This is a genomic window from Micromonospora sp. NPDC020750, assembly GCF_044334565.1.
Lineage (GTDB): Bacteria > Actinomycetota > Actinomycetes > Mycobacteriales > Micromonosporaceae > Micromonospora.
The window spans coordinates 1,040,946-1,061,120 of record NZ_JBIRTH010000001.1 but is presented as its reverse complement, the minus strand read 5'-3'; the positions used below and the strand labels follow the sequence as shown (position 1 = coordinate 1,061,120).

Genomic DNA, 20,175 nt, shown 5'->3' with positions numbered 1-20,175 from the left:
CCGAGCACCCGCGAGTTATCCTCGGCCTTTGGGATCGACGTTCATAGCTGGGTCGCTCGTCGGAGCGCGACCTGCGGCACTTGGCGGAGGGATGGCCGAGCGCATGAGGGAAGCCGAGTTCGGGTCCGCACCGACGATCCTGCCGGAGGAGATGCTCGACGAGCTGGCGGAGAGCGGCACCGACGTGCTCCGACACGTGATCCGGCGGGTCCGGGCCGAGGCGAGCGCCGGGGGGCGGGTCGTGGCCCGGTTCAACAACCAGAACGGCGGCGTGCCCACCGCGCCGTACCGGGACCGGGACGACCCGGCCGGGCCCGGGGCGGACGAGGGGGGCCGGTGACCGACGCCGGCCCTCCGGCGGCCCCGGTGCCGTTCCAGGAGTTCGTGCTCAAGGTGCACAGCCGGTGCAACCTGGCCTGCGACTACTGTTACGTCTACGAGATGGCCGACCAGAGCTGGGCCCGCCGGCCCCGGGTGATGAGCGCCGAGGTGGTGCGGCGGACCGGGGAGCGAATCGCCGAGCACCTGCGCGACCACGGGGTCGCCGAGGCCAGCGTCGTCCTGCACGGCGGCGAGCCGCTGCTCGCCGGTGCCCGCCGGCTGGAACACGTGGTGACCGAGCTGCGCCGGCTCGCCGGGCCGGGGACCGCGCTGTCCTTCGTGGTGCAGACCAACGGGACCCTGCTCGACCGGGACATGCTGGAGACGTTCCGGCGACACGACGTACGGGTCGGGGTGAGCCTCGACGGCGACCGGTCCGCGACCGACCGGCACCGCCGCCGCCGCGACGGCGGCAGCAGCTACCCGGCCACCGTCCGCGCCCTGGAACTGCTGTCCGGGCCGCGCTACCGGCCCCTCTTCGCCGGCCTGCTGGCCACCGTGGACCTCCGCACCGACCCCGTCCGCGCCTACGAGGCGCTGCTGGAGTTCGACCCGCCGGTGGTCGACTTCCTGCTGCCGCACGGCACCTGGACCGACCCGCCGCCGGGTCGGCCGGCCGACCCGGCCTCGACGCCGTACGCCGACTGGCTGATCGCGGTCTTCGAGCGCTGGTACGCGGCGCCCCGCCGGGAGACCGGCGTGCGGATGCTGGAGGAGATCCTGGTGCTGCTGCTCGGCGGGGCCAGCCGGGTCGAGTCCGTCGGGCTGTCCCCGGCGGCGTTCGTGGTGGTGGAGACCGACGGCGAGATCGAGCTGGTGGACACGCTGAAGGCCGCCTACCCGGGGGCCGCGGCGACCGGGCTGACCGTGCACTCAGACCGGTTCGACGCGGCGCTGGCCCACCCCGCGGTGCGGGCCGGCCAGGGCGGTGCGGCCGGGCTGCCCGGGGCGTGCCGGGCCTGCCCGGTGCACCGGATCTGTGGGGGCGGCCTGTACCCGCACCGGTTCCGCGCCGGGCGCGGCTTCGACAACCCGTCGGTGTACTGCGCTGACCTGTACCGCCTGATCGATCACCTGGCCCGGCGGGTCGCCGGGGCGCCCGGACCGCCAGCGCCGGCCGCGCCGCCGGGCCGGGCGCCGGCCGGCGGTCGGCCCGCCCGGGCGGCGGAGCGGACGGCACCGGACCCGGCCGCGGCCTGACCCCGTCGGCCGGTGTCGGGTTCCCGATAGGACGGACGGAGGGTGATGTGGAGGGTGCGGAAGGCTATCCTCGTAGCTCGGTCGGGCCGCGCCAACCGGGCCTCGGAAGTCCGGCGGCCGGGACCAGGGAGGCTCGATGAGTGCTCAGCGCAGCGCCGCCGAAGGCCGGCCGCGGATCGTCCTGGCCCATGCCGGGGCCGACCGGCTGTGGGCGGAGTGGCTCTGCGAGCAGCTCGAACAGGGCGGGACCGGCACTGAGCCACGACAGCTTGATCCCCGGCCCGCCGACGACCTCGCCGCGCTGCTGCGGGACGCGGCCGGAGACGCCGCCGGGCTGCTGCTGGTGCTGAGCGACGCGCTGCTGCGCGCCGGGACGCGCTCGGTCGCCGAGTGGGCGGAGGCGGTGGCCGCCCTGCGGGCCGATCGGGAGGTCGCGTTCCGCCCGGTGGCGGTCGGGCTGCGCCGGCCGACGTTCCTCGCCGCCGGCGAGTGCCCGGTGCTCGGCGCGCTGGACGAGGCCGAAGCCCGCGCCGAGGTCCTCGCCCTGTTCGGGCTGGACGCCCCGGCCCCCCGCCGGTCGTCATCCGCGCCCTGGCCGCTGCACCAGCCCCGGTACTGGCGCCAGCCCTTCCCGCCCCGCAACCCGAACTTCACCGGCCGGGAGGACGAGCTGCGGGAGCTGCGGGAGCTGCTCACCGGGGACGTGACGGCGGTGGTGCCGACCGCGGTGCTGGGCCCCGCCGGGGTCGGCAAGACCCAGCTCGCGGTCGAGTACGCGTACCGCTTCGCGGCCTGCTACGACCTGGTCTGGTACGTGCGCAGCGAGCAGCTCTCCACGGTCCGGGCCGACCTGGCCGGGCTGGCCGCCTCGATCGGCCTGCGGATCAGCGACGACCTCGGGGTGACCGCCGACACGGTGTTGGAGGCGCTGCGCCGGGGCGAGCCGGTCCGCGACTGGCTGCTGGTCTTCGACAACGCACCCGCCCCGCACGAGCTGGCCCGGCTGCTGCCCAACGGCCGGGCGCCGCGGGGGCGGTGCCACGTGCTGGTGACCTCGCGGGACGAGGCCTGGCGGTCCCGCGCCGACGTGCTGGAGTTGGACGTCTACCGACGGGTGGAGAGCCTCGACTTCCTGCGTCGGCGGGTGCCCCGGCTGACCGAGCACGACGCCTTCCAACTGGCCGACCGGTTCGGCGACCTGCCGCTCGCCCTCGACGCCAGCGCCGGGTACCTGTCGACCTCGCATCTGCCCGTGCGGGACTACCTGGTCGAGAGCGAGCAGCGGATGACCGCGCTGCTCAACCAGGCCCAGGTCTCGTCGTACGAGCGGCAGGTCGTGATGGCCTGGGTGCTGCCGATGAACCGGCTCCGGGAGCGCCGGATGTCCGCCGCCCAGCTGCTGCGGTTGTGCGCGTTCCTGGGGCCGGACCCGGTGCCGATGTCCCTGCTGCTCGGCCCGCCCGACGGCAGCCGGCCGGCGGTCGGGCTGCCCACCCCGCTCGGCGAGGAGATCGGGGACACCATGTCCCGGGCGGGCATCTTCCACGAGATCGGCGCGTACGGGCTGGCCCGGATCGGCGAGCGCGACGGCCGGGAGACCGTCCAGCTGCACCGGGTCTTCCAGCAGTTCCTCCGGGAGCAGCTCACCGATGCCGAGCGCCACACGTACGCCGGAACGGCCCGACGGCTGCTCGCCGCCGCCGACCCGGGCGAGCCGGAACAGATCGTCCACCGCCCCCGGTACGCCGACCTGCTGGTGCACGCCGAGGCCGCCAACGTGGCCGCCGCGGCGGACGACCCGGCGGTCCGCGGCCTGGTGATCAACCTGTGCCGGTACCTCTTCGCCCGGGGCGAGTACACCGCGTGCCAGCGACTGGGCACCCGGGCCCGGGCGGCCTGGGTGGAGGTGATCGCTCGGAGCCACCCGGACGTGGTGGCGCTGAGCGTCACGCTGGCCAACGCGCTGCGCAGCCGGGGCGAGTACGAGCAGGCCCGGTCGCTGGATGAGGCGAACCTGGCCCGGGCCCGCGCCGACCTCGGTGAGGGGCACCCGGAGACGCTCGGCGCGGCGAACGGCCTGGCGGCGGACCTGCGCCGGCTCGGCGACTGGAAGGCCGCGTACGACCTGGACCGCCGGGCCCACGAGCGCGGGCTGCTGGCGCTGGGCCCCGACCATCCGCGCACGCTGCTCACCGCGCACAACTACGCGGTGTCCCGGCGGATGATGGGCGAGTTCCGGGCCGCACTCGCCCTCGACGAGGACGCGCTGCGCCGGTACCGGATCCGGTTCGGCGGCGAGGAGAACCGGTCGACGCTGTTCTCCGCCAACAACGTCGCCCGGGACCTGCGCGAGTGCGGGGAGTACGCCCGGGCGTGGGAACTCCAGGAGGAGGTCCACCGGCGCTACGGGGTGCTCTTCGGCCCCGACCATCCGGACTCGCTGCAGGCCATGAAGAACCTCGCGGTCACCCGCAGCAAGGCCGGGCGCTACCTCGACGCGTACCAGTTGGCCAGCGGCTGCCTGGCCCAGCACCGGCACCGGTTCGGGCCGGACTACGCCGAGTCGCTGGCCGCCGCCAGCAACCTGGCCAACGACCTGCGGTGCCTCGGCGAGACCCCCGGGGCCCGGGCCCGCGCCGAGAACACGCTGGAGCGGCTGCGCGACACGGCCGGCGAGGAGCATCCGTACACGCTCTGCGCCGCCGTGAACCTCGCGATCTGCCTGCGGCTGACCGGCGAGCCGGAGGGCGCGCGCAGGCTCAACGAGCGCACCCGGGCCGGGCTGTCGGCGGCGCTCGCCCCGGACCACCCGTACACCCTTGCCTGCGGCACCAACCTCGCCAGCGACCTGCGGGCGCTCGGTGAGGTGCGGGCGGCGCGGCAGCTCGGCGAGGAGTTGCTGGAACGCCTACGCGCGGTCCGGGGCGCGGCGCACCCCTACACCCTGGCCTGCGCTTCGAACCTGAGCGGCGACCGGCGCGCCGACGAGGACCACGGGGGCGCCCGCGAGCTGCTGCGGGACACCATGGCGAGCTACGAGCGCACCCTCGGCGGGGACCACCCGGAGGCCGAGGCCGCGGCGGCCCGCACCCGGCTGGACTGCGACGTGGAGCTCCCGCCGACCTGAGCCGCCCCGCTCAGCCCGCCCGGTCGACCGGCTCGGGTCTCGGTGGCCGGGAACGCGTCGAGGGGCGGCCGGGGGTGCCGGCCGCCCCTCGCAGGCGGTGGGTCAGTAGGCGCGGGCCAGGATGGCGACCAGGTCGGGCTCGTCCTCGGAGTCCGGGACCGAGCCGTCGGCGCGCAGCAGGCAGCGCACGGTGACGCCCTGGCCGTTCGCCTCAGCCTCGCCGGCCACGCCGACCGCCGACCACGGCACCCGGGCCCAGCCGGTGGCCGCGGCCTCGATCGCCTCGGCGAGCGTGGCGACCTCGACGGTTCGGGACTCGCGGTGCGCGAGGGCCTGGTCGTGCAGCGCCCGCTGGTCGGTCTCCAGGGCGGCCAGCACCGCGCCGACCACCTCGGCCAACGGGGTGGGCGACTTCGAGCCGTCCGTACGACGGACCACGACCGCGTTGCCGGCGGCCAGGTCGCGGGGGCCGACCTCGACGCGTACCGGGTAGCCGCGCAGCTCGGCGTCGACGGCCCGGCGGCCGAACGGGGTGTCGGTGCGGTCGTCGAGCGCGACCCGGACCCCGGCGTCGCGCAGCGCGTCGCAGAGCTTGGCCGCCGCCTCGCCGACGCCCTCGCCGGCCTTGACCACCATCACGTACGCCTGGACCGGCGCCAGCCTCGGCGGCACCCGCAGCCCGTTGTCGTCGCCATGGGCCATGATCAGGCCGCCCAGCATCCGCGTGGAGGTGCCCCAGGAGGTCGTCCAGGCGTGCTCCCGGCCGCCCTCGGCGGAGGAGTAGCTGATGTCGAACGCCTTGGCGAAGTTCTGCCCCAGCTCGTGGCTGGTGCCGAGCTGGAGGGCCTTCCCGTCGCCCATCATGCCCTCGCACGTGAACGTGGCGGTGGCCCCGGCGAAGCGCTCACGGGTGGTCTTCAGGCCGACCACCACGGGGATGGCGAGCACGTTGACCATCAGGTCCTCGTACGCCTCGTGCAGGATCTTCCGGGCGTACGCCTGGGCATCGGAGCGGGTCGCGTGGGCGGTGTGCCCCTCCTGCCAGAGGAACTCGCTGGTGCGCAGGAAGATCCGGGGGCGCAGCTCCCAGCGGACCACGTTCGCCCACTGGTTGAGCAGCAGCGGCAGGTCCCGGTACGAGTCGATCCACTTGGCCATGAACTCGCCGATCACCGTCTCGCTGGTGGGGCGCACCACCACCGGCTCGGCGAGCTGCTTGCCGCCGCCGTGGGTGACCACCGCCAGCTCCGGCGAGAAGCCCTCGACGTGCTCGGCCTCGCGCTTGAGGTAGCTCTCCGGGATGAACAGCGGGAAGTACGCGTTCTCCGCGCCGGCCGCCTTGATCCGGGCGTCCATCTCGGCCTGCATCCGCTCCCAGATGGCGTAGCCGGCCGGGCGGATGACCATGGTCCCTCGGACCGGGCCGTTGTCGGCCAGCTTCGCCTTGGCGATCAGGTCCTGGTACCAGCGGGGAAAGTCCTCCGCTCGGGGAGTGAGCACGCGTGCCATGACCGCACATCCTATGCGGCCCCCGCCGGACGGCCGCCATCGGGCGCGACATGCCGCTCCCGGACCACCCGCCGGGCGGCCGTCGGGGGCACGCCGCCTACCGCCACCGCACCATTCGCCGGGCGGCGGTCCCGGCCGCCCGTGGCGGCGGGTCGGGCAGCCTCGGCCGTAGACTTCGACCACCATGGGTGAGTTCAGGGACGCCGCCCGGCAGCGACTGCGGAACAGCATCGTCGACGCCGCCCGGGCGCAGACCGTGGCCGGCGGCTGGGACGGCGTACGGATGGGCGAGGTGGCCGGCGCTGCCGGGGTGAGCCGGCAGACGGTCTACAACGAGTTCGCCAGCAAGGCGGGGCTGGCCGAGGCCCTCGCCCGGCGTGAGGTGGACCGGTTCGTCACCGACGTACGGGCCAACCTGGACGCGCACGGCGACGACATCCCGGCCGGGGCGTACGCGGCGATCTCGCACACCCTCGCCGCGGCGGCGGACAACCCGCTGCTCAAGGCGATCCTGACCAGCGCCCGGGGCGGCTCGGACGAGCTGCTGCCGTACCTGACCACCCGCGCCGAGCTGGTACTCACCGAGGCGACCGGAGCGCTGCTGGACTGGGCCACCGTCCGCCTCCCGGCGGCCGACCCGGCCGCCCTGGCGTTCGCCGCCGACACCATCGTCCGCCTGGTGGTCAGCCACATCGTGCTCCCCCGCTCCCCGGTCGACCGAACCGCCCGGTCCCTGACCGACCTGACCCTCACCCTCTTCGGAGGGGCTGGCCGCGGAGGATGATTCGGGTGGGGGTGCGGACCACGGACAGGTCGCGGCGGGGGTCCGTCGGGTAGACCGTGAGGTCCGCCAGGCCGCCCTCGACCAGGCCCGGGAAGCCCAGCCACTCCCGCGCCTTCCAGGAGGCGGCGGCCAGGACGTCCACCGCCGACATGCCGGCCCGCTCGTGCAGCAGCATCATCTCCTCGGCGGCCAGCCCGTGGTCGATGCCGCCGCCCGCGTCGGTGCCGACATAGATGGGCACCCCCGCCTCGTACGCGGACCGGACCACCTCGGGGAACCGGTCGCGTAGGGCGAGCATGTGGTCGGCGTACCCGGGGAACTTCGAGCGGGCCTGCTCGGCGATCCCGCCGAACGTCGCGATGTTGATCATCGTGGGGACGAGGGCGGTGCCCTGCCGGGCCATCAGGTCGATCAGGTCGAGGCTGAGCCCGGTGCCGTGCTCGACCGAGTCCACCCCGGCCCGCACCATGATCTCGACGGCGGACTCGGAGAAGGTGTGCACCGCCGCCCGCACCCCGGCGGCGTGCGCGGCGGCCACGGCGGCGGTCATCGTGTCGGCGTCCCAGGCGGGGGCGAGGTCGCCGACCCCCCGGTCGATCCAGTCGCCGACCAGCTTGACCCAGCCGTTGCCGGCGGCGGCCTGGGCGGCCACGGTGGCGGCCACCTCCGCCGCGTCGACCTCCACGCCGATGTCGCGCAGGTAGCGCTTCGGCGGGGCGACGTGCCGGCCCGCGCGGGCCAGTCGCGGCAGCTCCGGGTCGTCGTCGAGCTCAGGGTACGGGTACGGAGAGCCGGCGTCCCGGATCGCGAGGACCCCGGCGTCCCGGTCGACGCGGGCCAGCGCGCGGGCCTGGTCCAGGGAGGTGACCGGGGCACCGCCCCGGGCGATGCCGAGGTGACAGTGGGCGTCGGTCAACCCGGGCAGGATGAAGCCGCCGTCGACGACCGTCTCCGCCCCGGGCACCGGGTCGAAGGTGACCCGGTCGCCGACCAGCCAGAGATCCCGGACCTCGTCGTCGGGGAGCAGCACACCGCGCACATGCAGAGCCATGCACACAGTCCTACCCGATCACTCCCGGTCGGTGGCGAGCAGGCCGTTCCGGCGGGCGGTCAGGGCCGGCAGGTCGACGGAGACCTTCCACGGCAGCTCGGTGACGAACAGGTCCTCGGTGTGGGTGACCTGCGCGTACTCGCGGCCCGCTCCGAGCGCGTACTCGGTCAGCGTGACCCGCTCCGGGAGCGGGTCCACCACCCAGTAGGACCGCACCCCGGCGTGCGCGTAGACCTTCGCCTTGTCGTACATGTCGCGGAAGGTGGAGGTCGGCGAGACGACCTCCACCGCGAGCAGGGCGTCCTCGACCGGCAGCGGGCTGCGGTCGGCGTTGCCCCGGCGGACCGCGACGACGTCCGGCCGGGGCTCGTTGCGGCGGTCGACCCGCATCGACAGGTCGATGCCGACCTGGTACTCGGTGGGGCAATTCGTCCGAAGCGCGAGCAGCAGCTCGACGCACATGTCCTGGTGCAGCAGAGTGGGCGACGGCACGATCAACCTTCCGTTGATCAGTTCGTACGGAAGGTCCTTCGGCAGGTCGCCGAGGTCGTCGACCGTCCACTCGTGCCGTTCGGGAAGGATCGGGGCTGCGGTCATGACATCTCCTTCCAAGGGGCTACATCACCCTAGGCGGTCACCACGTCGCCCACCGTCACCGACACGCGTCAGCGGGGGTGGTTGTCGCCGCCCTTGCCGAGCTTGTTGAAGTCGATCTTCGGAAGCTTGAAGCCGGGCGGGAGGCCCTGCCCGCCGGCCAGGTCGTTCGGGTCCAGACCCGGCGGGAGCTGCGGCATGCCGCCCGGAAAGCCGCCCGGCATACCGGCGCCGGCCCCGGTGCGCGGCCGGTTGCCGCCCTTGGTGCCCTTGCGCTTGTTCTTCGGCGACTTGGTCGCCTTGCGCCGGCCACCGCCGGGCAGGCCCATCATGCCGCCCATCTGCTTCATCATCTTCTGCGCGTCGGTGAAGCGGTTGAGCAGCTGGTTGACGTCCATCACCGTGACGCCCGAGCCGCCCGCGATCCGGGCCCGACGGGAGCCGTTGATGATCTTCGGGTTGGTGCGCTCGGCCGGGGTCATCGACCGGATGATCGCGGTGACCCGGTCGAAGTGCTTGTCGTCCAGCTCGGCGAGCTGGTCCTTCATCTGCCCCATGCCCGGCATCATGGCCAGCACGTTGGCGATCGGGCCCATCCGGCGGACCGCGATGAGCTGGTCGAGGAAGTCCTCCAGGGTGAACTGCTCGCCACCCATCAGCTTGGCGGTCATCTTCTCCTTCTGATCGGAGTCGAAGGCCTGTTCGGCCTGCTCGATCAGAGTGAGGACGTCGCCCATGCCGAGGATCCGGCTGGCCATCCGGTCGGGGTGGAAGACGTCGAAGTCCTCCAGTTTCTCGCCGGTGGAGGCGAACAGGATCGGCTGCCCGGTCACCTCGCGGACCGAGAGCGCGGCGCCGCCCCGGGCGTCGCCGTCGAGCTTGGAGAGCACGACGCCGGTGATGCCGACGCCGTCGCGGAACGCCTCGGCGGTGCGTACGGCGTCCTGACCGACCATCGCGTCGATGACGAAGATGACCTCGTCCGGGTTGACCGCGTCGCGGATGTCGGCGGCCTGCCGCATCATCTCGGCGTCGATGCCGAGCCGGCCGGCGGTGTCGACGATGACGATGTCCCGGGCGGACCGCTTCGCGTGCTCGATCGAGGCGCGCGCGACCTGCACCGGGTCGCCGGTGCCGTTGCCGGGCTCCGGGGCGTACACCTCGACGCCGGCGCGGCCACCGAGCACCTGGAGCTGCCCGACGGCGTTGGGGCGCTGGAGGTCGGCGGCGACCAGCAGCGGCTGGTGGCCCTGGGCCTTGAGCCAGCGGGCCAGCTTGCCGGCCAGGGTGGTCTTGCCGGAACCCTGGAGGCCGGCCAGCATGATCACGGTCGGCGGCTGCTTGGCGAACTGGAGCCGCCGCCCCTCGCCGCCGAGGACGTTGATCAGCTCCTCGTTGACGATCTTGACAATCATCTGCGCCGGGTTCAGCGCCTGGGAGACCTCCGCGCCGCGCGCCCGCTCCTTGACGTTCGCGATGAAGCCCTTGACCACCGGCAGGGCGACGTCGGCCTCCAGCAGCGCCATGCGAATCTCGCGCGCGGTGGCGTCGATGTCGGCGTCGGTGAGCCGACCCTTGCCACGGAGCTTGGTGAAGATCCCGGAGAGGCGGTCACTCAAGGTGTCAAACACGCGAACATCCCGTTTGTCAGTGTTCCGGCGGGCACAACGCGGCCGGGCTCAGGTGTCCGGCCATGGCTAGGGTAGCCCGCCGACCGCGCCCGCGCTTCGGCCCCGCCGCCGAGCAGCGGGATCGCGGCGACGGGAGGCGGGCCCGAGGGCGGGCACGGCCGTTCCCGCCGCACACCGTGGCCACGGCGGTCCCTCACACGGCGGCCAGGACTGCGGCCTCCAGGCGGGCCCGCTCGTCGTCGGAGGGCCACCCGCCGACCAGGTAGAAGGCGTCCACCACGTCGCCGCCGAGGGTGGAGATCCGGGCCGCGCGGACCTGGGCGCCGGCCTCGTCGAGGGCGCAGGTCACCCGGTACAGCAGCCCGGCCGCGTCGGCGGCGCGCAGCTCCAGCAGCACCGCGTCGGTGGCCGCCTCCCGGTGCCAGACCACCCGGGGCGCCGCCCCGCCGCCGCGCGCCGCGAGGGCCCGGCCGCGCAGGCGCTGGGTGACCGAGACGTCCCCGGCGACCGCCCGGCGCAGGTCGCCGCCGAGCGCGATCGGGTCGGGCGGCAGACCGTACCGGGGTTGCACCCGGCACTCGACCAGGGCCCGACCGTCGACCGTGGCGGCGTCCGCGGCGAGCACCTCCAGCCGGTGCAGGGCCAGGCAGCCGGCCACCGTCGCGAGCAGCCCCCGCCGGTCGGCCGCGGCCACCGCCACCCGGTCCCCGGTCAGGTGTACGACCGGCAGTGGCCCGGCGATCAGCGCCGGGTCCGGGGCGGGCGGGGCGGGCAGCACGCCGGTGTCCAGCGCCGTGCGGACCCGGGTGACCAGCTCGGCGACGAGCCGGCCCTTCCAGTCCGACCAGGCGGCCGGGCCGGTGGCCGCCGCGTCGGCGCGGACCAGTGCGTGCAACAGGTCCAGGGTGGTCGGGTCGCCGACCTGCTCGGCGACCCGGGCGATGGTCACCGGGTCGGACAGGTCGCGGCGGGTGGCCACGTCGGGCAGGAGCAGGTGCAGCCGGACCAGCGTGCCGATCAGCGCCACCTCGGGCCCGGGCAGGCCGATCCGGGCGGCCACGGCCTCGGCCAGCGGCGCGCCCACGGTGCTGTGGTCCGCGTGGGCGGGCCCCTGCCCGCCGGCCCGCCCGGCGGCACCAACGCCCGGCAGCCCCTTGCCGATGTCGTGCAGGAGCGCGCCGAGCAGCAGCAGGTCCGGCCGGTCCACCTCGCGGGTGTGCCGACCTGCCTCGTACGCGGCCTGCACGAGGTGCCGGTCGAGGGTGTACCGGTGCACCGGGTTGTGCTGGGGCAGGCTGCGCATTCGGGTCCACTCGGGCAGCCAGCCGTCGATCAGCCCGTACCGGTCGCAGGTCTCCCAGGCGGGCACCAGGCCGGGACCGGCCCCGAGCAGGGTGACCAGCGCGGCGCGCGCCTCGGCGGGCCACGGCGACGGCAGCGGCGGGCAGTACGCGGCCAGCCACTCGCAGGTGGCCCGGGCGATCGGCAACCGGGTGGTGGCCGCCGCGGCGGCCATCCGCAGCGACAGGCTCGGGTCGGGGCGGGCGCCGATGGCGGTGCGGGCCAGCACCAGCTCGCCGTCGTGCTCGACGACGTCCCGGGCGACCGGGCGGCGCACCGGCCGGGAACCGACGCCCCGGCGGCGGCCGGAGCGCAGCCGGTCGGCGGCCCGCCAGGCGTCGTCGAGGGCGTGGCTGATCGTGCGGGCGTCCCCGGCGACCCGGCGCAGCAGCGCGTCGCCGTCACCGTCGTCGGGCCCCTGTTCTCGCTTGTGGGCCGGGGCCTCGTGTGGCTGACGGCGCAGCAGCGCGTCGCCGTCACCGTCGTCGGGCCCAGGCCCGGGCTGAAGCCGTCCCCCGACGGCTTCAGGCCGCTGGGCGGCGTCAGGCGCGCCGGGCTGCCGCAGCCCGAGCCGGGCTGCGACCCCGTCGCGTTCCTGGGCGACCAGCCGGTCGATGCGGCGGCCGGCCTGCTCGTGCAGGGCGTCGCGGGTGTCCAGCAGGCGCAGGTGGGCGGCCCGGACAGCGGGGCGCAGCGCGTCGGTGATGCCGGCGGCGGCGATGGCCCGCAGGATGCCCACGTCGCGCAGGCCGCCGGCGGCCTCCTTGAGGTCACCCTCCAGCAGGAAGGCCAACTCGCCGTGGGCCTGCCAGCGGGCGGTGGTGATCTCCCGCAGGCCCCGGAGGCGGCGGACGACGGTGCGCCGCCAGTGGTCGGTGGCGGTCCGGACCAGCGTGTCGGCCAGTTCCCGGTCCCCGGCGACGAACCGGGCGTCGAGCAGGCCGAGGGCGACCTTGACGTCGTCCTGGGCCACCGAGAGCGCCTCGGCGACGGTACGTACCGAGTGGTCCAGCCGCAGCCCCGCATCCCAGATCGGGTACCAGACCTTCGGAGCCAACTCGTCCATCCCACCCACCCCGGCATGCAGCAACACCAGGTCAAGGTCCCCGTAAGGCGCACACTCCCGCCGCCCCAGCCCTCCCACGGCCACCAACGCCACCCCGCCCGGCCACGGCAACAGTCCCCCCAGCCACCGCTCAAACACCCCCGCCCGAGCCCTCCGAGCCCTCTCCCCCACCCCTCCGACAACGCCGACGACCTCGTTGATCAAGAGGTTTGCGTCACCGTCGCCGACGCTTTCCGACGCATTCCTCTTGATCAACGAGGTCATCTCCCGTATTCCCGCCCTAGAGGGCGTCGAGGCCGCGTTCGCCCGTGCGGACCCGGACTACCTCCTCGACGCCCGTGACCCACACCTTGCCGTCGCCGATCTTGCCGGTCCGGGCGGCCCCGACGATGGCGTCGACGATCTTGTCGACGTCGATCTCGTCGGTAAGCACCTCCACCCGGATCTTGGGCAGGAACTCGACCGTGTACTCGGCACCCCGGTAGACCTCGGTGTGCCCCTTCTGCCGGCCGTACCCCTGGACCTCGCTGACGGTCAGCCCGGCCACCCCGAGGGCGTGCAGAGCCTCCTTCACCGAGTCCAGCTGGTACGGCTTGATGACCGCGGTCACCAGCTTCATGTCCAACCCCTCCATCCCAGGAACGTTAACCGGCGACCTTCGCGCTGACCGGCTCGGCGGGCTGCTCCGAGGCCGGCTTGGTGCCGGCGGTACCGCCCGGCGTCCCGATCCCGGCGAGCGCGAACGCGCTGCCGCTGCCGCCGCCACCGGCCGGGGAGAGGTCGTAGCCGCTCTCGGCGTGCTCGGCGATGTCGATGCCCTCGACCTCGGCCTCGGGCTTGACCCGGAAGCCGATGGTCTTCTCGATCACGAAGGCGAGCACCCAGGCGACCGCGAACGACCAGACGGTCACGATCAGGCCGGCGATCGCCTGACGGCCGAGCTGGGTGACGCCGCCGCCGTAGAACAGGCCGTCGGAGGCGCCGACCACGTCGCTGATCGCGGCGTTGACCGAGTTGGTGGCGAACAGGCCGAGCCACAGCGACCCGATCCAGCCGCCGACGAAGTGCACGCCGACCACGTCGAGGGAGTCGTCGTAGCCGAGCTTGTACTTCAGGCTGATGGCCAGCGCGCAGACCACGCCGGCGACGATGCCGAGCAGGACCGCGGCCCAGGGGGCGATGAAGCCACAGGCCGGGGTGATGGCGACCAGACCGGCGACGGCGCCGGAGGACGCGCCGACCATGGTCGGCCGCTTGTCCTTGATCCACTCCACCGCGAGCCAGCCGAGCACCGCCGCGGCGGTGGCGAGCTGGGTGTTGATGAACGCGAGCCCGGCGACCGAGTCGACGGTCAGCTCCGAGCCGGCGTTGAACCCGAACCAGCCGAACCAGAGCAGGCCGGCACCGAGCGCGACCAGCGGGATGTTGTGCGGCTTCATGCCCTCGCGGGGCCAGCCGAGCCGCTTGCCGAGCACCAGCGCCACGGCCAGGGCCGCCGCACCGGCGTTGATGTGCACCGCGGTGCCACCGGCGAAGTCCAACGCGTGGATGTCACCGCCGATGATGCCGCCGCCCCACACCCAGTGCGCGACCGGGAAGTAGACCAGCGTCGCCCAGCCGAAGGCGAACAGCAGCCAGCCGCCGAACTTGGCCCGGTCGGAGATGGCGCCACTGATCAGCGCGACGGTGATCACCGCGAAGACCATCTGGAACGCCATGAACACGTAGAGCGGCACCCCGATGCCGCTGGGGTTCTCCGCGGTGGCGCCCCACAGGTCCGTCTCGGCCAGGAAGGTCTTGGTGCCGAGGTACGCGCCCGGGTCGCCCCAGAATCCGTTCACGTCGGCCCCGAAGGCGACGCTGAAGCCGTAGAACCACCACAGAACAGAGATGAGCCCGATGGCGGAGAAGCTCATCATCATCATGTTGAGCACGCCCTTGGCCCGGTTGAGCCCGCCGTAGAACAGCGCGAGCCCGGGCGTCATGAGCAGCACGAGCGCGGTCGAAACCAGCAGCCAAACGGTGTTGGCGCCGTCGATCGTCGGTGCTTCAGGCACGCTGGCCTCCTAAAGGTGAAGTTCCCTCCTTCGCGGCTTCCGAGGCAACGTCGCCCGTACGCCGGATGGGCGGAAGCTTCGTCGCCTCCTGTTTCCTTCACCGTCACCCGTCGATTTCCAGCCCGTGACGCTGTGTTTCATACGTGTGAAGAACCCCTCACCGTCCCCGCCCCCCCGTGCCGCCCACCCCCTCTTTCACGGAAAGAGTGGCCATTCCCGCCGGAATGACCACTCTTTCCGTGAAAATGCGCGCGCAGGTGGGGCGGGGGGCGGGCGTGGGGGGCGGGCGCGGGGGGCGGGCGCGGGGGGCGGGCGGGCGCGGGCGGGGCGGCGCGCAGGTGGGTGGGGTGGGCGGGGGGGGGTTAGCGGAGGGCGTATTCCAGGGCGTGGCGTTCGTAGTCGAGTAGGCGTAGGTCGCGCATGGGGCGCCGGAGGTGGCCCTTGTGCACGATCCGGACGAACGCCGGCTCCCCCGCGGCGGCCATCCGGCGGATGCCCTCGACGTGGTCGACGACGCGCTTGCGGATGGTCCGGATCAGCCGGTGCCGGTCGCGCGGGATCAGCCCGTACGCGTCGGCGAACAGCCGCAGCCGACGCGGCCGGTCCGGGCGATTCCAGCCCAGCGTGATCGAGTCCCGGTCGGAGAAGATCGGCACCCAGGTCCACGCCGCGTACGCCACGTCGTAGATCCGCGCGCCCGGCGAGGCGAGGTCGAAGTCGATCAGCCCGAGGGTGCCGTCCGGCCGCCAGATGACGTTGTGCGGGGCGGCGTCGTGGTGGCAGATCACCTCGGTGTCCGGCGGCGGCGGCCCGAACGAGCGCCACACCGCCCCGGGCTGCGGGGCGAAGCCGTACTGGGCGTCGTGGAACATCCGCAGCATGGTGGCGACCGTGACCAGCGCCTCGTCGGTGACCCAGTGCGGGGCCAGGGGGTACTCCCCGCACTCCCCCTCCAGGTACGACAGCACCTCGCGGTTGCGCTCGTCCATCCCGAGTGCCCGGGGAGCGCCGGTGAACCCGACGTACTCCAGGTGGCGCAGCAGGGCGTGCACTGACGGGGTCCACGGGCCGGCGTTGCGTCGGACGGTGTCGCCCACCCGGACCACGGTGCTCACGTTCCCGCCGTGCAGCGGGATTTCCTGCGAAGTCACGTACGGTCTCCCGAGGCCCGGCGCCGGGTGGCGGTCCTCGCGCCATCCGGCATGGGCGCGATCGTCACTGGTCACTGCGAGGTTACGCGTCGCGGGCGAGCGGCTCGGTGCCGAGCAGCGCGTCGACGAACTGCGCCGGGTCGAACGGGGCCAGGTCGTCCTTGCCCTCGCCGAGGCCGACCAGCTTGACCGGAATGCCGAGCTTGCGCTGCACGGCGATCACGATGCCGCCCTTGGCGGTGCCGTCGAGCTTGGTCAGCACCACACCGGTCACGTTGACCACCTCGGTGAAGACCCGGGCCTGCTCAAGGCCGTTCTGGCCGGTGGTGGCGTCGAGGATGAGCAGGGTCTCGTCGATCGGGCCGTGCTTCTCGACCACCCGCTTGACCTTGCCCAGCTCGTCCATCAGGCCGACCTTGTTCTGCAGCCGGCCGGCGGTGTCGATCAGCACGGTGTCCACGCCGGTGTCGATGCCCCGCTTGACCGCGTCGAAGGCCACGCTGGCCGGGTCGGCGGCCTCCGGGCCACGGACGGTTTCCGCGCCGACCCGGCCGCCCCAGGTCTCCAGCTGGTCGGCGGCGGCGGCGCGGAAGGTGTCGGCCGCCCCGAGCAGCACGGTACGGCCGTCGGCGACCAGCACCCGGGCGATCTTGCCGCAGGTGGTGGTCTTGCCGGCGCCGTTGACCCCGACCACCAGCAGCACCGCCGGGACGCCCTCCTTCGGGGCGGTCCGCAGCGACCGGTCCAGGCTCGGGTCGAGGGCGTTGACCAGTTCGGCGGCGAGCAGGGCGCGCAGCTCGGTGGCGGATCGGGTGCCGAGCACCCGGGTCCGCTCCCGGAGCCGGTCGACGATGTCCCGGGTGGCGTCGATTCCGACGTCGGCGGTGATCAGGCTGTCCTCGATCTCCTCCCAGGCGTCCTCGTCGAGGTGGTCGCGGGAGAGCAGCCCGAGCAGGCCCTTGCCGAAGGCATTCTGCGAGCGGGACAGCCGGGAGCGCAGCCGGACCAGCCGGCCGGCGGTCGGCTCGGGCACCTCGACGGTGGGCGCGGGCGCCTCCACCACCGGCGGCGGCTCGACCAGGATCCCGGTGGAGAGGTCGGACTCGGGTGCCTCGACGGGCGGCCCGGCGAGGTCCTCCTCGGCCCGGGTGTCCACCTCCGTCTCCGGCAGCGGCGGTTCGGGGCGCCGGCGCAACCGTGGCACCACCAGCCCGAGGCCGCCGAGGATCAGCACGCCGAGCAGGGCGAGCGCGATGAGGAGGTATTCCGTCATGCCGAAATCCTGTCAGATGCCGGTGACGGCGTCCCAGCCACCGCACCCGGCGGGCAACCGAGCTGCGGGTACGCTCGCCCAGCCGTGGCTGGCGCAGCCGCCGACCGGGTAGAAATGATGAGATCGGCTCACCCCTGGAGGTCACCCATGCCGGCTCCCCGCCTGCTCATCGGCCCGCTGCTGCGCCGGGTCGTCGGCACGCGGGCCACGGTCTGGGTGGAGACCAGCGCGCCCGCGACGGTCCGGGTCCGCACGGCAGACGGCGCCGAGGGCACCGCGGTCACCTTCTCGGCGTACGACCACCACTACGCGCTCGTCGTGGTGACGGGGCTCACCCCGGACAGCGCGACGGCGTACGAGGTGCTGGTCGACGACGAGGTGGCCTGGCCGGAGCCGCAGGGCGGCTTCCCGCCCAGCGTGATCCGCACCCGGGCCGCCGACGACCTGGACCAGCCGGTGCGTCTGGTGTTCGGCTCCTGCCGGGAGACCACCCAGCACTCGACCGCCCGCAAGCTGCCCCCGGACGCGCTCGACGCGTACGCCCGGCGGCTGATGGTCGAGCCGGACCGGGCCGCCGCCCAGCCCGACCTGCTGGTGCTGCTCGGTGACCAGGTCTACGCCGACGTGACCTCCCCCACGGTCCGGCGGCTGCTGAAGCGGCGCCGTCGGCGACCCAAGGACGCGCCGAGCGACCAGGTGGTCAGCTTCGACGAGTACACGAAGCTCTACCTGGAGTCGTGGCGGGACCCGGAGATCCGCTGGCTGTTCTCCACGATCCCGAGCGTGATGATCTTCGACGACCACGAGATCATCGACGACTGGAACACCTCGGCCGAGTGGCGGGCCGACATGCGCGACCAGCCCTGGTGGGCGGAGCGGATCAGCAGCGGCCTCGCCTCGTACTGGGTCTACCAGCACCTGGGCAACCTCTCCCCCGACGAGATTGCCGCCGACCCGGTCTTCGCCAAGGTCAGCGCGGCGGGGGACGCCACCGGCGTGCTGCGCGAGTTCGGGCAGCGGGTCGACACCGAGGCCGACCTCGCCCACGACACCGAGCGGTGGCGGGCCGTGCAGTACCAGTGGAGCTACGCGCTGGACCTGGGCCGGACCCGGCTGGTCATGCTGGACAACCGGTGCAGCCGGGTGCTGGAGTCCGACCAGCGGGCGATGCTGCCCCCGGGCGAGTGGTCGTGGTTCCTCGACCGGGCCCACGGCGTCTACGACCACCTCGTGGTCGGCGCGTCCCTGCCCTGGCTGCTGCCGCCGGGCATCCACCACGTGGAGGCGTGGAACGAGAAGCTCGCCGACTCCCGGAAGCACCGGGTCGCCCGGCTGTCGGAGAAGCTGCGCCGGGCGCTGGACCTGGAGCACTGGGCCGCGTTCCGCCGCTCGTTCGACGCGCTCGGCGCCCTCTTCGCCCGCATCGGCAGCGGCACCCCCGGCGAGCCCGGCGAGCGGGTCGGGGCCGGGCCGGCGTACGCGCCACCGGCATCGATCAGCGTGCTCTCCGGTGACGTGCACCACTCGTACGTGGCTCGGGCGCGGTTCGACGACCCGGACGTGGTCACCCCGGTGCACCAGCTCACCTGCTCGCCCATCCACAACCAGGTGCCCGCCGGGTTGCGCCCGCTGATGAAGCTGGGCTGGTCGTCCGGACCGGCCGGGGCCACCCGGGCCCTCGCCCGCACCGCCGGGGTCCGCCGCCCGCCGTTGCGGTGGAAGCGGCTGGCCGGGCCGTACTTCGGCAACGCGGTCGCCACGCTGGTACACGCCGGGCGGACAGCCGAGGTGACCGTCGAGGGCACCACCAGCGCGGGCCACCTGCGTGAGGTGATGCGGCAGCGCCTCACGTCCAACGGCTGACCTCCGCCGTACCGCCTGGGGTTTCGGGAGTTGGCGCGGTGAGGCATCGAATCTCGACTTTGGCCTGTTCCACTCCGTGACGTGGCCGACCTGCCCATACCCGCGGCGGGAACATGGTTGATGCCAAAACGAGACATTCAGCAGCGATGATCTTCCCGTGTTCCGTCAGAACACTCTCTGCCCTTGCTGTGTGAGGGCATGGTCACCCCTTGGGTGGAAGGAAGACTTGCATGGGGATTCCCTGGCTCGCCGATGTCCTGCGAGCGGCCGGCGTCGCGGTTGTCGAGGAAGGAGACTGGCGCTCGCGGGGTGTCAGCGGCTCGTTCGCCCCGATCGGGGTGCTGTGGCATCACACCGCCGCCACATCCAGCCCGAGCAGACCGGCACCGGCACTGGGCGTCTGCATCAGCGGCCGATCCGACCTGCCCGGTCCACTGTGCCATGCGCTGGTTGACTACAACGGCGTGTTCCACCTGATCTCCGCCAACCGCGCCAACCACGCCGGCAACAGCCGGGGCAGCGGACCCATCCCCGCGGGCAGCGGCAACACGATGCTGATCGGGTGGGAGATCGACTACAACGGCGTCAACCAGTCGATGACCCAGGCCCAGTACAACGCGTCCGTCGCCGCCACCGCCGCGGTGCTCCGCACGCTGGGCCGCGACGCCAGCTATGCCCGGGGCCACCGCGAGACCAGCACCACCGGAAAGATCGACCCCTCCTTCATCGACCTCGACGCGATGCGCCGCGACGTCGCAGCCGCCATGAGCGGCGGCCCGGGCCCCGACCCGAGCGTCGGCCCGATGTACCACCAGGCGCGGTACCCGGACAGGTCGTGGACGGGGTTCCAGCCGTTGGCCGGCTACCAGACGACAGCCCCCGGCGAGGCACGCGACATGGCGATCACCGGAATGGCGGACCGCTCCGCCCAGTTGCTCATCGTCGGGGCCGACAGCAGCATCTTCCACGAGATCCGCAACCCCAACGGCACCTGGACCGGGTTCGCACCACTCGCCGGCCTCGGCACCTCAGCCCCCGCAGCCGGCAGCCGCGTCAGCATCGCCGGCATGCCCGACGGCTCCGCTCAAGTCCTCATCGTCGGCGCCAACAACATCGTCCACCACCAGATCCGCAACCCCAACGGCAC

14 protein-coding genes and 1 pseudogene are annotated in these 20,175 nt (G+C 73.5%); 6 read left to right on the top strand and 9 right to left on the bottom strand.

What is annotated here, in order from left to right:
- Positions 1–103: 103 nt before the first annotated feature.
- From ACH4T9_RS04855 to fxsT, 3 genes are all read left to right on the top strand, one after another.
- A complete protein-coding gene (locus ACH4T9_RS04855; RefSeq protein ID WP_396669818.1) occupies positions 104–340 on the top strand; it encodes a hypothetical protein in 237 nt (78 codons plus the stop codon).
- Positions 337–1,581: an FxsB family cyclophane-forming radical SAM/SPASM peptide maturase gene (locus tag ACH4T9_RS04850; protein ID WP_396669817.1), complete on the top strand. Its 1,245-nt coding sequence runs from the start codon at positions 337–339 to the stop codon at positions 1,579–1,581. Before ACH4T9_RS04855 ends, ACH4T9_RS04850 begins: the two co-directional genes overlap by 4 nt.
- Before the next feature lie 136 nt (positions 1,582–1,717).
- A complete protein-coding gene (gene fxsT / locus ACH4T9_RS04845) occupies positions 1,718–4,708 on the top strand; it encodes an FxSxx-COOH system tetratricopeptide repeat protein (protein WP_396669816.1) in 2,991 nt (996 codons plus the stop codon).
- A gap of 102 nt (positions 4,709–4,810) precedes the next feature.
- Here the strand turns inward: fxsT and proS are convergent, their stop codons facing one another.
- The gene (proS, locus tag ACH4T9_RS04840; RefSeq protein WP_396669815.1) at positions 4,811–6,217 is read right to left on the bottom strand and encodes a proline--tRNA ligase; all 1,407 of its coding nucleotides are present in this window, start codon (positions 6,215–6,217) and stop codon (positions 4,811–4,813) included.
- A gap of 184 nt (positions 6,218–6,401) precedes the next feature.
- Here proS and ACH4T9_RS04835 point away from each other — a divergent pair, with 184 nt between their 5' ends.
- Positions 6,402–7,001 carry a TetR family transcriptional regulator gene (locus tag ACH4T9_RS04835; RefSeq protein ID WP_396669814.1) on the top strand — a complete coding sequence of 200 codons (600 nt, stop codon included), beginning with the start codon at positions 6,402–6,404 and terminating at the stop codon, positions 6,999–7,001.
- Here ACH4T9_RS04835 and ACH4T9_RS04830 read toward each other — a convergent pair.
- The 8 genes and pseudogenes from ACH4T9_RS04830 to ftsY form a co-directional block, all read right to left on the bottom strand.
- Positions 6,967–8,052, bottom strand: a complete 1,086-nt coding sequence (locus ACH4T9_RS04830) for an amidohydrolase family protein (RefSeq protein WP_396669813.1) — start codon at positions 8,050–8,052, stop codon at positions 6,967–6,969. The genes ACH4T9_RS04835 and ACH4T9_RS04830 overlap by 35 nt on opposite strands.
- 18 nt (positions 8,053–8,070) lie before the next feature.
- Entirely contained in the window at positions 8,071–8,649 is a 579-nt protein-coding gene (locus ACH4T9_RS04825; protein WP_396669812.1) for a Uma2 family endonuclease, read from the bottom strand.
- Positions 8,650–8,717: 68 nt separating this feature from the next.
- Positions 8,718–10,277 (bottom strand): signal recognition particle protein, encoded by a 1,560-nt coding sequence (gene ffh / locus ACH4T9_RS04820; protein WP_396669811.1) that lies wholly within the window; start codon positions 10,275–10,277, stop codon positions 8,718–8,720.
- A gap of 193 nt (positions 10,278–10,470) precedes the next feature.
- A pseudogene (locus ACH4T9_RS04815) lies at positions 10,471–12,855 on the bottom strand (bifunctional uridylyltransferase/uridylyl-removing protein GlnD); the annotation flags it as partial.
- 109 nt (positions 12,856–12,964) lie between these two features.
- Positions 12,965–13,303 (bottom strand): P-II family nitrogen regulator, encoded by a 339-nt coding sequence (locus ACH4T9_RS04810; RefSeq protein WP_387017112.1) that lies wholly within the window; start codon positions 13,301–13,303, stop codon positions 12,965–12,967.
- A gap of 25 nt (positions 13,304–13,328) precedes the next feature.
- Positions 13,329–14,741, bottom strand: coding sequence for an ammonium transporter (locus ACH4T9_RS04805; protein WP_396669810.1), 1,413 nt, complete (start codon positions 14,739–14,741; stop codon positions 13,329–13,331).
- A 362-nt stretch (positions 14,742–15,103) separates the two neighbouring features.
- Positions 15,104–15,967 carry an aminoglycoside phosphotransferase family protein gene (locus ACH4T9_RS04800; RefSeq protein WP_396669809.1) on the bottom strand — a complete coding sequence of 288 codons (864 nt, stop codon included), beginning with the start codon at positions 15,965–15,967 and terminating at the stop codon, positions 15,104–15,106.
- A 7-nt stretch (positions 15,968–15,974) separates the two neighbouring features.
- Complete coding sequence (ftsY, locus tag ACH4T9_RS04795; protein ID WP_396669808.1) at positions 15,975–17,165, bottom strand: signal recognition particle-docking protein FtsY; 1,191 nt, start codon at positions 17,163–17,165, stop codon at positions 15,975–15,977.
- A gap of 147 nt (positions 17,166–17,312) precedes the next feature.
- Between ftsY and ACH4T9_RS04790 the strand changes: the two genes are divergently transcribed.
- Both ACH4T9_RS04790 and ACH4T9_RS04785 read left to right on the top strand, forming a co-directional pair.
- Entirely contained in the window at positions 17,313–19,028 is a 1,716-nt protein-coding gene (locus ACH4T9_RS04790) for an alkaline phosphatase D family protein (protein WP_396669807.1), read from the top strand.
- Between the two features lie 230 nt (positions 19,029–19,258).
- Positions 19,259–20,175 (top strand): N-acetylmuramoyl-L-alanine amidase (locus ACH4T9_RS04785; RefSeq protein ID WP_396669806.1); only part of this gene is annotated, 917 nt, incomplete at its 3' end.

Bases quoted from the DNA above. Each gene is read 5' to 3' on its own strand.
- ACH4T9_RS04855 (WP_396669818.1), top strand. From the start codon at position 104: ATGAGGGAAGCCGAGTTCGGGTCCGCACCGACGATCCTGCCGGAGGAG.
- fxsT (WP_396669816.1), top strand. From the start codon at position 1,718: ATGAGTGCTCAGCGCAGCGCCGCCGAAGGCCGGCCGCGGATCGTCCTG.
- proS (WP_396669815.1), bottom strand. From the start codon at position 6,217: ATGGCACGCGTGCTCACTCCCCGAGCGGAGGACTTTCCCCGCTGGTAC.
- ACH4T9_RS04835 (WP_396669814.1), top strand. From the start codon at position 6,402: ATGGGTGAGTTCAGGGACGCCGCCCGGCAGCGACTGCGGAACAGCATC.
- ACH4T9_RS04830 (WP_396669813.1), bottom strand. From the start codon at position 8,052: ATGGCTCTGCATGTGCGCGGTGTGCTGCTCCCCGACGACGAGGTCCGG.
- ACH4T9_RS04825 (WP_396669812.1), bottom strand. From the start codon at position 8,649: ATGACCGCAGCCCCGATCCTTCCCGAACGGCACGAGTGGACGGTCGAC.
- ACH4T9_RS04810 (WP_387017112.1), bottom strand. From the start codon at position 13,303: ATGAAGCTGGTGACCGCGGTCATCAAGCCGTACCAGCTGGACTCGGTG.
- ftsY (WP_396669808.1), bottom strand. From the start codon at position 17,165: ATGACGGAATACCTCCTCATCGCGCTCGCCCTGCTCGGCGTGCTGATC.
- ACH4T9_RS04790 (WP_396669807.1), top strand. From the start codon at position 17,313: ATGCCGGCTCCCCGCCTGCTCATCGGCCCGCTGCTGCGCCGGGTCGTC.